This window comes from Pseudarthrobacter lactosi (genome assembly GCF_055412785.1).
Genome location: NZ_JBVAYS010000001.1, coordinates 382,673 through 396,798, shown reverse-complemented (window position 1 = coordinate 396,798; position 14,126 = coordinate 382,673). Strand labels below are relative to the sequence as shown.

The 14,126-nt window shown below is 63.5% G+C and carries 15 protein-coding genes; 10 read left to right on the top strand and 5 right to left on the bottom strand.

The features are described 5' to 3' along the window. Window positions 1-63 precede the first annotated feature (63 nt). Genes ACZY0Q_RS01830 through ACZY0Q_RS01820 form a run of 3 tightly spaced genes read left to right on the top strand, consistent with a single transcriptional unit; the run spans window position 64 to window position 1,531 of the window. Window positions 64-294, top strand: coding sequence for a glucose PTS transporter subunit EIIB (locus tag ACZY0Q_RS01830; protein WP_193342966.1), 231 nt, complete (start codon window positions 64-66; stop codon window positions 292-294). Beyond that, entirely contained in the window at window positions 291-806 is a 516-nt protein-coding gene (locus tag ACZY0Q_RS01825) for a PTS sugar transporter subunit IIA (protein ID WP_463913993.1), read from the top strand. The genes ACZY0Q_RS01830 and ACZY0Q_RS01825 overlap by 4 nt, the downstream gene beginning before the upstream one ends. Before the next feature lie 5 nt (window positions 807-811). Continuing rightward, window positions 812-1,531, top strand: coding sequence for a GntR family transcriptional regulator (locus ACZY0Q_RS01820; RefSeq protein ID WP_463913991.1), 720 nt, complete (start codon window positions 812-814; stop codon window positions 1,529-1,531). A gap of 85 nt (window positions 1,532-1,616) precedes the next feature. Here the strand turns inward: ACZY0Q_RS01820 and ACZY0Q_RS01815 are convergent, their stop codons facing one another. Both ACZY0Q_RS01815 and ACZY0Q_RS01810 read right to left on the bottom strand, forming a co-directional pair. Beyond that, entirely contained in the window at window positions 1,617-2,690 is a 1,074-nt protein-coding gene (locus ACZY0Q_RS01815; RefSeq protein WP_463913989.1) for a DNA polymerase IV, read from the bottom strand. A gap of 66 nt (window positions 2,691-2,756) precedes the next feature. Beyond that, window positions 2,757-3,221: a phage tail protein gene (locus ACZY0Q_RS01810; protein WP_463913987.1), complete on the bottom strand. Its 465-nt coding sequence runs from the start codon at window positions 3,219-3,221 to the stop codon at window positions 2,757-2,759. Window positions 3,222-3,417: 196 nt separating this feature from the next. On the opposite strand from ACZY0Q_RS01810, the gene ACZY0Q_RS01805 reads away from it, so the two are divergent. Beyond that, window positions 3,418-3,945, top strand: a complete 528-nt coding sequence (locus tag ACZY0Q_RS01805) for a methyltransferase family protein (protein ID WP_463913985.1) — start codon at window positions 3,418-3,420, stop codon at window positions 3,943-3,945. Window positions 3,946-4,034: 89 nt separating this feature from the next. On the opposite strand, the gene ACZY0Q_RS01800 is transcribed toward ACZY0Q_RS01805, so the two are convergent. The 3 genes from ACZY0Q_RS01800 to ACZY0Q_RS01790 form a co-directional block, all read right to left on the bottom strand. Next, window positions 4,035-4,319: a hypothetical protein gene (locus tag ACZY0Q_RS01800; protein WP_463913983.1), complete on the bottom strand. Its 285-nt coding sequence runs from the start codon at window positions 4,317-4,319 to the stop codon at window positions 4,035-4,037. 777 nt (window positions 4,320-5,096) lie between these two features. After that, window positions 5,097-6,572 carry a Re/Si-specific NAD(P)(+) transhydrogenase subunit beta gene (gene pntB / locus ACZY0Q_RS01795; RefSeq protein WP_463913981.1) on the bottom strand — a complete coding sequence of 492 codons (1,476 nt, stop codon included), beginning with the start codon at window positions 6,570-6,572 and terminating at the stop codon, window positions 5,097-5,099. Next, window positions 6,569-8,125, bottom strand: coding sequence for a Re/Si-specific NAD(P)(+) transhydrogenase subunit alpha (locus tag ACZY0Q_RS01790; protein ID WP_463913979.1), 1,557 nt, complete (start codon window positions 8,123-8,125; stop codon window positions 6,569-6,571). Before ACZY0Q_RS01790 ends, pntB begins: the two co-directional genes overlap by 4 nt. A 529-nt stretch (window positions 8,126-8,654) precedes the next feature. Between ACZY0Q_RS01790 and ACZY0Q_RS01785 the strand changes: the two genes are divergently transcribed. The 6 genes from ACZY0Q_RS01785 (at window position 8,655) to ACZY0Q_RS01760 (ending at window position 14,120) form a co-directional block, all read left to right on the top strand. After that, window positions 8,655-8,825 (top strand): three-helix bundle dimerization domain-containing protein, encoded by a 171-nt coding sequence (locus tag ACZY0Q_RS01785; protein WP_463913977.1) that lies wholly within the window; start codon window positions 8,655-8,657, stop codon window positions 8,823-8,825. 249 nt (window positions 8,826-9,074) lie between these two features. Next, complete coding sequence (locus tag ACZY0Q_RS01780) at window positions 9,075-11,993, top strand: PAS domain S-box protein (protein WP_463913974.1); 2,919 nt, start codon at window positions 9,075-9,077, stop codon at window positions 11,991-11,993. 293 nt (window positions 11,994-12,286) lie between these two features. Continuing rightward, window positions 12,287-12,469, top strand: coding sequence for a hypothetical protein (locus ACZY0Q_RS01775; protein WP_463913972.1), 183 nt, complete (start codon window positions 12,287-12,289; stop codon window positions 12,467-12,469). Next, window positions 12,421-12,714 (top strand): RidA family protein, encoded by a 294-nt coding sequence (locus ACZY0Q_RS01770; RefSeq protein ID WP_463916211.1) that lies wholly within the window; start codon window positions 12,421-12,423, stop codon window positions 12,712-12,714. The genes ACZY0Q_RS01775 and ACZY0Q_RS01770 overlap by 49 nt, the downstream gene beginning before the upstream one ends. Window positions 12,715-12,722: 8 nt before the next feature. Next, complete coding sequence (locus ACZY0Q_RS01765) at window positions 12,723-13,412, top strand: hypothetical protein (RefSeq protein WP_463913970.1); 690 nt, start codon at window positions 12,723-12,725, stop codon at window positions 13,410-13,412. 177 nt (window positions 13,413-13,589) lie between these two features. Continuing rightward, window positions 13,590-14,120, top strand: coding sequence for a MarR family winged helix-turn-helix transcriptional regulator (locus ACZY0Q_RS01760; RefSeq protein WP_463913968.1), 531 nt, complete (start codon window positions 13,590-13,592; stop codon window positions 14,118-14,120). The last annotated feature ends 6 nt before the right edge of the window (window positions 14,121-14,126 follow it).

Here is a 14,126-nt window from a genome sequence, read left to right as displayed (position 1 = left end):
CCTCAAGCTTCAAATTGGCTTCTGGAACCGCAGCCTTCACCGCTTACCAACACGGGAGTAGACATGTCCAAAGCAGAAATCATCCTCGCCGCCCTTGGCGGCGCCGGGAACGTCGAAGAGATCGAAGGCTGCATCACGCGCCTCCGCACCGAGGTGGTGGACGCCGGCCGCGTGGACGAGGCCGCCCTCAAGGCCGCCGGCGCACACGGCGTGATGATGTCCGGCACAGTGGTCCAAGTGGTGGTGGGCCCGGAAGCCGAGAGCCTCGCCGAAGACATCCAGGACCTGATGTGAGCCGTTCTGACGTGACCGCGCCGGAATTGGGCACGGAGGCATCCGCCCAAACCATCAGCGTGGCCTCGCCGCTGCCCGGCCGGCTCATCCCGCTGAGCGAGGTACCGGACCCGGTGTTCGCCAAAGGGCTCGTGGGCGGAGGCGCAGCCGTTATCCCTGATGACGACGCCGGCGTGGTCACCGCTGTGGCGCCACTTGACGGCAAGGTGGTCAAGGTCATGCCGCACGCCTACATCGTCCAGCACCCGTCCGGGCCCGCCGTGCTAGTGCACGTCGGAATCGACACCGTGCGCCTGAAGGGCGAGGGCTTCACGGTGATCGCGCAGAAGGGCGACCAGGTCCGCACCGGCGATCCCATGATCACCGTGGACGTTACCCTGGTCCGGTCAAAGGACCTGAGCATGTGCAGTCCCGTGGTGATCCTGGACAGCGCGGCGGACACCATCGAAGCTCCGGCATCCGGCGGGCGCGTGGAAGCTGGCGCGCGCCTGTTCGATCTTCCCGGAAAATAGGAGTCATGGATACGGCAGGGGAACTGAAACACGTCTGGCTCAGAAGGCAACTCCAGGACCTGGTGTCCAGCACGCTTCGCCCCGGCGATGCCCTGCTGGGCGAACGCCAGCTGGAAGAGCAGTTCGGGGTCTCGCGGATCACGGTCCGCCGCGCCATCTCGGATCTGGTCCAGGACGGGGCGCTGGTCCGGATCAAAGGGAAAGGGACCTTCGTTTCGCACGGGCTGGTCCGTTCCACCCTGCATCTGGCTTCCTTCAACGAGGACATGCGGCAGGCAGGCTTTGTTCCCAGTACCCGGGTCATCAACGTGTCCACGACAGTGCCCCCAACGGCAGCCGCCGAGCACCTGGGGCTGGCTCCGGAACAGCCTGCCTACCAGGTCCGGCGGCTCCGCCTGGCCAACGGAGCACCAGTCAGCGTCGATGAGTCGTGGCTGCCGCCGCACCTGCTGCCGGACCTTCTGTCCTCAGATCTGACCGGCTCCCTCTACCGGGCTTTGGGAGCCGCCGGGCACCCAGTCCAGCAGGCAGAGCAGACCGTGGAGGCCGCCGCGGCGTCGGTGGAAACGGCTGCCCTGCTGGACATCGCGCCGGGAGCACCCGTCCTGCTCTTTAAGCGCCGGTCCTTCACCGGGACCGAAGAACCGGGCACTCCCATTGAGTACGCCATCTCCACGTACCGCTCGGACAGGTACCAGGTGTCGATGCGCCTGGCACTGGGCTGACGCGGCGTGTGCCCCTCGTGCAGAACAGCGCCACCACGGTCATGGACGCGATTTTTCCGCGCCGGTCATAACGCGAGCGACGCCGTCACCAACCGCCGCGCGTAGGCGTATGTCCCTTTCGGGCATCGTCGGGCATTGCCATTTCGGCCCGCAGACCCAGAAGGCGGATCGGACGGCCCGCTTCGATTCCGGCTGCGAGGTCCAAGGCCCGCGCGAGGATTTCGTTCCGGTCGAATGTCTCGGGAATCTTCCTCGCGTGGGTCCTGGTGATGAACGGTGCGTACCGGACCTTCAGGGTCAGCCCCACGATGGGTCGCCCTTCGGCCACAACATCTTCAAGGACACGCGCTGTCAGCTCTTTCACGGCGTCGTCCACCTGGGCGGGTTCGGTCAGGTCCCGCTGGAAGGTAGTCTCCCGGCTATGCCCGCGGGCAACCCACGGACTGTCGTCCACAACGCTGGCCCCGTCCCCGCGTCCGAGCTCCGCATACCAAGGACCCATCCTGGGGCCGAACTCCGGGACCAGGTCCTGGGGGTCGGACGCGGCGAGCTGGGCAACTGTGTTGATGCCGAGCTTGGCCAGCCGGCCCGACACCCTGGTTCCGACGCCCCACAGCTCCTTGGTGGGCCGACCGCCCATAACCTCGAGCCAGTTCCCGGCAGTAAGACGGAAGACGCCGGCCGGCTTGCCGAAACCGGTGGCCACCTTGGCCCGGACCAACGTGTCGCCGATGCCCACGCTGCAATGCAGCTGCGTTCGCTCCAGGACAGCGGCCTGGACTTCACGGGCGTAGGCCTCCGGAGCATCCGTCTCAATGCCTACAAAGGCTTCGTCCCAGCCCAGCACCTGCACGGTGGCGCCGGGCTGCGCGTGCAGGGTAGCCATCACCGTCTCAGACGCCGCGAGATAAGCCTCCTGATCGACAGGCAGTATCACAGCGTCGGGCACCTTCCGGGCGGCAACGCGTAAAGGCATTCCGGACCCCACACCGTACGCCCTGGCTTCGTAGGATGCGGTCGAGACTACAGCCCGTTCCGTCGGGTCGCCCCGACCGCCGACAATGATCGGCTTGCCCGCAAGCTCCGGCCGCCGGAGCACTTCTACCGCGGCAATGAACTGGTCGAGATCGACATGCAGCACCCACCGGATTCCGCTCACGCCACCAGTCTGCCCTAAACAACTCCGGCAGGCATCCGTTCTCCACCGGGCGCGGAAGTCAGTTGATCAGTACTCGCCCTTAATCACGAAGTAGGAACCGCGGATAACGCCGGCCAGCTTTGATTTCTGGCGGGCAAACTTAAAACGTGATGCCAGTTCCTCCGGAATCTCCATGCCTTCGGCCAGTTTGAATCCGACCGCTCGTTTCCCGCCGTCCTCGATGCTGTACATGACGTTAATCGACAGCCCCGACTCGTAGAACACATAATCCATCCGCAACCCGTTGACGTCGAATGTGGTTGCTTCGAGCGGGTGGGCGCCGATCACGATGTCGCGCTCGTCCTTGAGAATGTGGCTCACGCGGTCGACCACCTCCGGAACCTCGGCGGCAGGACTGACAGTGAATACGTGGTCGTACTTGTTGCGGTAGTAGCGCCCTTCGTTGGCGCGTAACCCGGCGAGGGCATCGGCGACCGGAGACGATTCCAGTCCAACAATGGAAACGTCCTTGAAGTCCACAACGTACGGCATGCACCCTCCTGATTAGATGTATGCGACCACGATAACGTGTCGACACGCTCCGCCCACGGCCCGTCGTCCACCGGCCTCCCCTGGCCCGCAACGGCCCGACGCCAGATCACTTGCCGGCGTCAAATAGGGCCATCAGAAATCCGTTCGTATCGCTGCGCCCTCGCGCGGTCGGTGGAAGAGCGCTAGCCTGACGCACATGGCCAAGACAGCCTCTCCCGCACGCGCGTGGATCGGGAGGATCGTCTTCCTTTTCCTCGCGCCCGGCGTCGTCGCGGGCCTCATTCCGTGGCTCATTTCCGGCTGGCAGTGGTACGACTGGGGCGGCGCGGGCTCGGTGGTCGAGCCAATCGCCTGGACGGCCATCGCTATTGGGGTGGCGTTCCTCCTGCACGCCTTCACACTCTTCGCCCTGCACCGCGGAACGCCCGCTCCCATCGCGCCGACCCAGGCTCTCGTCGTGACGGGGGCCTACCGGTTCGTGCGCAATCCGATGTATCTCTCGGTGCTCACCATCGTCCTCGGCCAAGCGCTGCTGTTCGGCAACTGGTGGCTCGTGCTCTACGCCGCGATCACCCTCGCCGCCGTCCTCGCGTTCGTGAAGGGTTACGAGGAGCCGACCCTTACCAGCACCTACGGCGAGCAGTACCTCAACTACCGGCGCAACGTCCCCGGGTGGTGGCCGCGGCTCACGCCGTGGCGCGGCCGCCGGCAGCGACAGGGCTGAACGGGCTGTGCGGACTGGGCGGCGAACTCAGGCTGGAATTTGTGACAACTGACGTTTGGGAATGCCGTTGCATGGGACTCCGACCTGAACTATTCCTTGAGGTGCTGGATGAGCACATCAAATTCGTCCACTCCCAGGACCTCCATGTGTTGCTCCGCACTGGTCTCGGATCGGATTCGATCCGATTCCTGACGGCTGCCTGCAAGCGCATCCTCGTCTTCCCAAAGCGTTATCGAGAGTGACGTTTTTTCTTTTCCCAGCAGGTAATAGATCCCCCTGCATCCCGGCAGGGCAAGCACCTGGCTGACGGTTTCTCCTGAAGGCGCTCCCGTGCTCTCAGGAGCGGGCCGGTACGTGCTGATGCGAGCGAACATGGTGTTTCGTCCTCTGATAGCCGTTGGTTAAGCCTCCAAGCCACACGAGCTGTTGGCGGCAGACTCGGGAGGCTTCGCCTCCTCCCACTAGTAAGTACCCGGGATGGTGGAAGTGCAAGACTGCCGAAGCCCTTACCTCAAGCACAGGGACGGCCTTCGATCAGCGTTTCTCGTGCAGCGGCTGCTTGCTCGAATGCTTGGAGCAGGGGGACCGCCGCAAGAGCGACTAGTGAAAGAGGCGGCCGGGAGGAAGGCCACCGTTCCCGAGCACATCGTGCCGGCCTTTCCAACAGCAGACAGTCAGTGCGGCACATTGATCTCGACTGGTGTCTGGGGCACGAGGATGTATCCCCTGCGCTGCAGGCTGGATTTGACCAGTTTCAGCCTGCAGCGCACCGAACGGGCGGATCATCCTGGTTTGACAATCAATTGCTCGCGGCGTCCTCCGGTTTTCTACTCCCCTGACTCTTCAAGCAATTCGTGCCTATGGTGAAGCAAGAACTCATATCTATGGTGAAGACCGATCCACGGTGATGCAGCCAGTTCGTCGATGTCGGAAACGGGCCGGAGTGAGGGCACTTCTTCAGGGCAGGAGTTCCGGTCCAGGGAGCCGGATCTGAAACCCTTCCGTGCGGTGGAGCTGAAGGGAGCTTGCCGTCTGCGCATCGTTGTATTCCTCTCATGATGTTGTCAGGGGGCGGGTGTACGTGTCGAGGCCAATGAGGGCCGAGCGGAGCTGCGGGCTAGCTGACGGGACACGTCAGGAGGGCTGTTCTCTTAGAAGGCTTTGAGGATGTCTTCGACGCGTTGTTTGGCGTCGCCGAAGAGCATTTGGGAGTTGTCGCGGTAGAACAGGGGGTTTTGGACGCCGGCGTAGCCGGCGGCCATGGAGCGTTTGAACACGATGACGTTTTCGGCTTCCCAGACGCGGAGGACGGGCATTCCGGCGATGGGGCTTCCCGGGTCTTCGGCCGCGGAGGGGTTGACGGTGTCGTTGGCCCCGATGACGAGGACAACGGAGGTGTCGCCGAGGTCGTCGTTGATTTCGTCCATTTCCAGGACGATGTCGTAGGGGACTTTGGCTTCGGCGAGGAGCACGTTCATGTGCCCGGGCAGGCGGCCGGCGACGGGGTGGATGCCGAACCGGACGTTCACGCCGCGTTCGCGGAGCTGGTGGGCGAGTTCAGCGACGGGGTACTGGGCCTGCGCGACGGCCATGCCGTAGCCGGGGGTGATGACGACGGACGAGGCGTTGGTCAGCAGGTCCGCGGTGGCTTGGGCCGTGATTTCGCGGTGCTCGCCGTACTCTTTGTCCGCCGCCGCCGGGGCGGCGATGCCGAAGCCGCCGGCGATCACGGAGATGAAGGACCGGTTCATGGCCTTGCACATGATGTAGGACAGGTACGCGCCCGAGGAGCCGACGAGGGCGCCGGTGATGATCAGGAGATCGTTGTTCAGCAGGAAGCCCGCGGCGGCTGCGGCCCAGCCGGAGTAGCTGTTGAGCATGGACACCACGACGGGCATGTCGCCACCGCCGATGGAGGCCACCAGGTGCCAGCCCAGCCCGAGGGCCAGTGCGGTGACGACGATCAGGAGCCAGAGCTGGGAGTCGTTGACGTACCAGACCGTGAGGGCGATGAACGCGGCGAGGGCGCCAAGGTTGATCGCGTTTTTGCCCGGCAGCATCAGGGGTGTGGACTTCATCCGGGCCGAGAGTTTCAGGAACGCCACGATGGAGCCGGTGAAGGTCACCGCGCCGATGAACACGCCGATGAACACCTCGGCGTGGTGGATCGCTGTCAGATCCGGGGACAGGTCCGGGTTTTCGAGGTGGCCGTTCCAGCCCACCAGGACCGCAGCGAGGCCCACGAAGCTGTGCAGCAGCGCGATGAGTTCGGGCATGCCGGTCATTTCCACCACGCGGGCGCGCCAGAGCCCGATGGCCCCGCCGACCAGCACCGCTGCCACGAGAAGGACCAGGCCGGTCAGTCCGTGGCCGGTGCCCCAGGCGCCCTGGAGGGTCAGCCAGATGGTCGCGGCGAGGGCGATGATCATTCCGGTGATGCCGTAGACGACGCCCGCTTTGGCCTTTTCGTGTTTGCTGAGCCCGGCGAGGCTGAGGATGAACAGCAGGGCCGCGACGATGTACGCCGCCCCGGCGATGGAGTCGGCGGTCAACGGACCGGAGACGGTGTCAGACACAGTTGAGCTCCTCGTAATGATTCGGGCTGTTGCTTCGGTGACGGTGCTCATGAACGTGCCTTCCCGGCCGAGAACATCGCGAGCATGCGACGGGTGACGGCGAAACCGCCGAAGATGTTGATGCTGGCCAGCAGCACCGCGACGGCGGCAAGGACCTGCATGACGATGTTGTCGGAGGTGACCTGCAGCAGCGCCCCGACGACGATGATCCCGGAGATGGCGTTCGTGACGGACATCAGCGGGGTGTGCAGGGCGTGGTGGACTTTCCCGATCACGTAGAAGCCGACCACGATCGAAAGCATCAGCACCGTGAAGTGCTGCGGCAGCGGCGCCGGAGCGACCGCGTTGAGCCCGAACAGCACCGCGATACCCGCGGCAAAGAGCCCGGCCTTACCGGCAGGGCTGAGGCCTTGCTTCTTTTTAGGTGCGGTATCGTCCGCGGCCGCCGAGGCGTCCGTCTTCACCTGGGGTGCGGCGGAGACCTGGACCGGGGGCGGCGGCCACGTCTTCTCCCCGTCCCGCACCACCGTGACTGAGCGCTGCACGACGTCGTCGAAATCGATCCGCAGGACCCCGTCCTTGTCCGGGGTGAGGAGCTTGAGCAGGTTCAGCATGTTCGTGCCGTACAGCTGGGAGGCCTGGGCCGGGAGCCGGGCCGGAAGGTCCGTGTAGCCCAGGATGACGACACCGTTGTCCGTCACGATGCGTTCCCCGGCGACGGAGCCTTCCACGTTGCCGCCCTGCCCGGCGGCCATGTCCACGATCACGCTGCCCGACTTCATGCCGGCAACGTCTTCGGCCGTGAGCAGCTTCGGTGCCGGACGCCCCGGAATCAGGGCCGTGGTGATAATGATGTCCACATCAGCGGCCTGCTCCGAGTAGATCTCGGCCGCGCGGGCGTTATAGGCCTCCGAGGTAGCCTTGGCGTACCCGTCAGAGGACTTCATCTCCTCCTCAACCTCAACTTTGAGGTAGACACCGCCGATCGACTTCACCTGATCAGCGACCTCAGGACGCGGGTCCGTCGCCCGCACGATCGCACCCAGACTGGACGCCGCACCGATCGCGGCCAGCCCGGCGACGCCGGCCCCGGCCACCAGGACCTTCGCCGGCGGAACCTTGCCCGCCGCCGTCACCTGTCCGGTGAAAAAGCGGCCGAACTCATGAGCGGCCTCAATCACAGCCCGGTACCCGGCAATGTTCGCCATCGAACTGAGCACATCCATCGACTGCGCCCGCGAAATCCGCGGCACCGCATCCAACGCCAAAGCCGTGATCGGCCGCGCCGCCAACGCCTCCACCAAGTCTGGCCGCAGCCCGGGGCTAAGGGACCCGATCAGCGTCGCACCGGCAGATAGGCGGCCGATCTCATCCTCAGTGGGCGGATTGATCCGCAGCACCACCTCAGACCCCCACGCCTCATCGGCACCCACAATCAGGGCACCAGCCTCGGCATACGCCTCATCACGGAACGAAGCGGACTCCCCCGCACCCTTCTCGACCACAACGTCGTAGCCCAACTCCAATAACTGTTTGACGGTGACAGGCGTCGCCGCCACCCTCGTCTCACGGCCTAACTCGGCCACGATCCCAATACGCGTCATTTGCTGCTCTCTTTCATCATGAATATGCCCGGGACAGTGAATCCGCCGCCCGGGCGTGCCGACTTGTGTTTATTTCCCAGGGAGCCTGCAGGCGTTGACCATCGAGCATTTGGAGTTACGGGCCGCGGTCCCGGAGGTCCTTTCTGCGGCCCTGCGATGTCTGGCGCTGAAGTGAATGCAGTAATTCTCAGCACCGAGACTCCGCAAACGGCGCGATGGAACGGAACGTCACTCGAACCACATGCAGTCCATACGCTGCCGGTACTGCCTCTCTGCAGTCCCGGACGCCTGTCCCGATGTGGTAAATCTTTCCTTGTTCACTACTTTTCAGCACTTCGAAGGGGCTTTCCAGGGAAATCTATGGAAAGAAAGTCATTTCTTCGCGAATTCTCAAGAACTCAGCAATTCGACCTAGATTAAAGACTGTGGTCTATCCGTTGACACACTATTCCTCATGGGTGCGATAGGCGCCATTAGAGGACCGTGCCCTCAGGCCTGGGCCGCAATGACCCAAGAACCCGGAGCCCTCATGGCCGTCGTCGAGCGTCTGGCGGAGCGCTTCCCGAATGAACAACGCTCAATTATCGAAGACGTCGTAGCCGAGGAACATGGTTCGCTCGATGAAGGTCGCATCCGGGACTACGTGCCTCTCCTTGAAGAACGGGCCGCGAAGCTCCGTCTCGCCCATCCACAGCAATAGCGGCTGGCGTCACCACCGACCAAGGTGCATCTCATCGACGGACCGGGTCTCCGGCCACGATGACCCGCGCATACCTCGGAATAACCTGCGGCTTCGCGCCGGGCCATCGAGGTGCACGGAGGAGCCGCCCCCACTCCCCGATTCGACCATCCGCCAGTCGGCACGGGCCAAACCGCTTCTCAGCCAAACGGCATACATCCGTTGAGGGTTGGAGCCTGCATTGCCTGGCGGCCCACGAGACTTTCCCGAATGCCTGCCCTGTCTGTGGTGCTTTCGGGTCCGTGCCCGGATAGCCTGTGCAGGGGGAGCCACACCGGCAAGTCCCAGGCGTCCGCGGATGTGGGCGGCTTTGTCATCCACGCAGTGCTGGGGGCCGAAATGGCAAATGAAATGACGCCGCTGGATACCGTCGGTTCCCACCGGGACCTGCTGGAGGCCGTTCCCGACGCTTTGTTGGTGATCGACGAAGCAGGGGACATCACGTTCGTCAATGCCCATACAGAACGGCTCTTCGGCTATCCGCGGAGCCAGTTGCTGGGCAGACATTATGAAGTGCTGCTTCCGTCGCGGTTCAAGGGCCACGGAGAGGCCATCCGGGAACGCTTCGCAACGGACCCGGGGATGCGCCGTGCAGGGACGGACATGAAGTTGTTCGGCCGTTACCGTGACGGCACCGAGTTCCCCATCGAGACAAGCTTCGCTCCACTCGGCGTCGGACCCGGCATGGAAATCGTCGCCTCCATCCGGGATGTGAGCGAACGCGGTCGCATTGACGCGGAACTCCGTGATGCCCTATCACTGCTCAGTGCCACCTTGGAATCCACGGCTGACGGCATTCTGGTCGTGACTGCGGATGGGCGGATTGCCGGTTCCAACGAACGGTTCGCCATTCTCTGGGGCATCCCGGCGGAGCTCATGGCCTCCCACAACGACGGAAGAGTGATGGCGTTTGTCCTGGATCAGCTGTCCAATCCGGACAGTTTCGTGGACAAGGTGCGCGAACTGTACGCCGATCCTGGCGCTGAGAGTCTGGATGTGCTGGACTTCCGTGACGGACGCACTTTTGAACGGTACTCCCGGCCCCAACGTGTCGGGGAAGAAATTGTTGGGCGTGTTTGGAGTTTCCGTGACGTGACTTCCCGCCGCCGCGCACAGGACCGGGAGAGGGAGGCACTCGCCCAGCTGGAAGGCCTGGGCGCCATTGTTGAATCCTCAGCGGATGCGATCATTGGCAAGACGCCCGAGGGTCTTATCACCAGCTGGAACCCCGGGGCCGAACGGCTGTATGGGTATGGTGCCGCCGAAGTGATGGGCCTAGACGTCCGAATCCTCATTCCGGAATATCACCGCCAGGCTGAGGACGCGGTGCTGGCCGCGGTCATGGACGGCGGGGAGGCTTGCAGCTTTGAGACGGACCGCTTGAGGAAAGACGGGTCGATCGTTCCCGTGTCCTTAACCGTGTCACCCATCCGCGGCGAACACGGGGTCAGCGGGATCGCGACGATCGGGCAGGACATCACAGCGCGACGGGCCGCTGAGGCCGAGCTATTGGCCGCCCGTGAGGCGGCGTTGGAGTCGAGCCGGTTGAAGTCCGAGTTCCTGGCGACGATGAGCCATGAGATCAGGACGCCGATGAACGGCGTCCTCGGTCTGACCGCGCTGCTGTTGGATACGCCGTTGGATCAGACACAGCGCAAATACGCCGAAGGAGTTCAGACGGCGGCCGAGGCCCTGCTGACCCTGATCAACGACATTCTGGATTTCTCGAAGCTGGAGGCCGGGAAAATCGATCTGGATGTCACCTCTTTTGATCCGCGAAACCTTGTAGAGGAGGTTGCCGCGCTCCTGTCCGAAGACGCACAGGGCAAGGGCCTGGAACTCATCGCTTACTGCCGGCCTGACGTTCCGGAGCGGCTGGCCGGTGATGCCGGCCGGATCCGGCAGATCCTGTTGAACCTGGCCTCGAACGCCGTGAAGTTCACCCCGTCCGGTGAGGTCGCCATCCGCGTGAACGTCGCGGAACAGGACGCAGGTAAGGCGGTGCTGCGTTTCGAAGTCAGTGATACCGGAATCGGCATCGAACCTGCGGATCATCTGCGCCTGTTCGATTCCTTTTCCCAGGCCGACGCCTCCACCACACGCCGGTATGGCGGAACCGGCCTGGGCCTGGCGATTTGCCGAAGCCTGACCGAAGCGATGGGCGGGGATATCGGGCTGAACAGCACACCGGGTACGGGCAGCACGTTCTGGTTCGCCATCCGGCTGCCTGTGACTGAAGCCTCTGCGGGGAATCCGGAGCCGTTGGTTAGCCGTCAGCTGGCCGGGCTGCGTGTGCTGGTGGTGGATGACAACGCCACCAACCGGTTGGTGCTGGAATCACAGCTGACCGCTTGGGGGATGCGGCCGGATGCCGTCGCGGACGCAGGCACGGCCCTTAACCAGTCCCGGGCCGCGGCCGCCGCCGGGCAACCCTACGACATCGCCGTGCTCGACATGTGCATGCCGGAAATGGACGGACTGGAACTGGCGCACGAGCTCACCGCCGACCCTGCCCTGCGGGGCATCCGGCTCGTGATGCTGACATCCACATCCCAGGTCACCAAGACCGAGCTGGCCGCGGCAGGAATCCGTGAATGGCTCACCAAACCAGTGCGCGGTTCAGAGCTCCATGACCGACTCATGCGCCTGATGGCGGGCACACCTCCGGACGTCATGGTGCCCGCAGCGACCAGGCAGCCCGGCCCCGATATGCCCTCCCGGGGCCGGATCCTGGTAGTGGAGGACAACGTAGTGAACCAGCTCGTGGCCCGGGGAATGGTCACCAAACTGGGCTACCGGGCCGACGTGGTCGCCGACGGCGCCGAAGCGGTCTCCACCACCGCTACCCGCTCCTATGCGGCGGTGCTCATGGATTGCCATATGCCGGTTATGGACGGCTTCGAAGCGACCAGGGCCATCCGGGCCAGAGAAGAAGGTAACCCTCCACGCCTGCCCATCATCGCCATGACCGCCGGCGCCCAGGACGAAGACCGTGAGCGCTGCCTCGCAGCCGGCATGGATGCGTACCTCAGCAAACCCGTCGACCTGGCTGCCCTGGACGCAGCCCTGGAGCGATGGGCCACTCGCGGCCTGCCGACGGAGGCCGCCCGCTCAGTGGAAACCGCGTGAACCCGCTACCCGTCGAGCGCACGGCCGGTGTTGACGGCAACGAGCATACGAACGTCTTCCCGGCTGACGCCGGCGTTCAGCCGCTGGCCGAGGACCGTGCGTAGGAGTCGACGGGGAAGGGATTGTTCTTCTGCCCAAGGTCGGAGCCCATGATGTGCAGTCGACTTTCATCTCCCAGGGAATACTCGACGGAGCGGACCTGGCCTTTCTCGTCGGGTTGACCTTCGGCGCCATCCTCTGACTCACCCGCAAAACGGCCACCGTCGAACCGTCAGAACAGTAAGGAACTTCCAATGCATGAATACATCGACGCCGGCCTCAAGGCTCACTGGTCCGCGACGCTGGCCGACGTCACAGGGATGCCAATACCGCCGTTCGCAGCGCTCGTCCGGACCTCGGGAATCACTATCTACCTTTCCGGGCAGACATTTCCCGTCATCGGATCCAACAATCCTGTACAGCCGACGCCGGCCTAGAGGAACAGACCCGGGCTTGTCTGGAGAACATAGACAATCTCGTCCGAGCAGGAGGAGGCACCCGGGGCGACATCGCTAAAGTCACCATCTACAACACACGCATGAATCAACAGGACGTGGTTAACACCGTCTACACAGCGTTCTTCAATACCCACCACCCAACGCGCGCACACGTCGAAGTATCCCGGCTGGCAGATCCGGACCTGCTCATCGAGACTGAGGCTGTGGCCGTCGTGGAACCATAGTCCCGACAATGGGACCTGTTTCATTCCAGATCGCCCTTTGGACAGCACTGACAGCTTCTTCACGCTTCCAGCACTGGCGCAACGCCTCACGGACTCGCCCGCCGCTGATAACCGGCGGCGTGGTCCGGATGGCGGTTTACAACGCGCTCAACGTCTGGAACAGCTTCCTCGTCCCGCTGATCCTGACCCAGGGTGCAACTAATCGCGTGCTGCCACTATGGGCGTTCCAGGGAGAGTTCACTATCAACACCCCGGCCATCCTCGCCGCGGTCGTCCTCTCCGCCCTGCCATTCGTCTTTATCTACATTGTCGGCCGTCGGCTCGTCGCCGGCCTGACAGCAGGCTTCAGCAAGAGCGCACGAACAATAGCGACGGAGAGCACTCAGCCGAAGGCGCTCTGTCGCCGTCGTTGTTTTATCAGTGCCTTGTGGCTCGCAGGCTGGCGCGACCACTCCCCCGTTGAGAACGTCGAAGCCGATACTAGGCAGAGCCGTCAGCCAGACCTAGGTAAGTCACTCACAAACCTGATGTGCGGAGATCGTCCCAAAGCACTCGATTTGCTTGTTTGGCGTCCGCACGCCCATAGGACCGCCGATCTCAACATATGCCTTCAAATAATTGCTAGATATCTATCGAACCATGGCGACAACCAGAGACAGATAGAGTCTGCCGACAGGGACCGCATCGTCCCCGCCTGATCCAAGCTGGGCAAGGATCATGGCGCGCGGGGAAAATTCAACGCGGGCGCCGCCCGTCAGTTCGAGCTAGCGCAGATCGCAAAAACAGTCTAGACTTCTAGCTAAATCAGTCACCATCCTTTGACTACTTTTGGAGAAAATGTGAGCGCCACCGTCGCGGAAAACTCGGGAGGCGGAATGACCGCTAACGCCCGGAAGATGCAGCGCATCGGGTCCTCTGAATACGAATCACTGGCTCGTGCCGCTGCCATGGAGCTGTACCCGGACGTTGATGCGCCCGCCATGGCGTTGTGCTTCAATCTCATCCGCGCCGCTAACCGGATGACCACAGACATGGAAGTCTCGGTGCACCGCCCCATGGGCATCAGCTTCGCCGGCTACCGCCTGCTGTTCACCATCAGGTCGGTAGGACAGGTGAACCCAAACGAGCTTGCCCGGCTGTCCAGCGTGTCCACGGCCTCCATGTCCAGCCTGCTCAACACATTAGAGAAGTCCGGGCTCGTTACCCGAGCCTCTGATCCAGAAGACAAGCGCAAGGCCATAGTCCAGCTCTCGGACAAAGGCGAGCAAATGGTGGCCGATCTCTGCCAGATCAACAACCGGCGCGAGCAGGCCTGGGCGGCGGGACTCACCGAAACCGAAGCCTCGATCCTTGCCGAACTGCTGCGCAAGCTGTTGCTGCACCACCCGACTCCCCGAACCAGCTAGAACGAT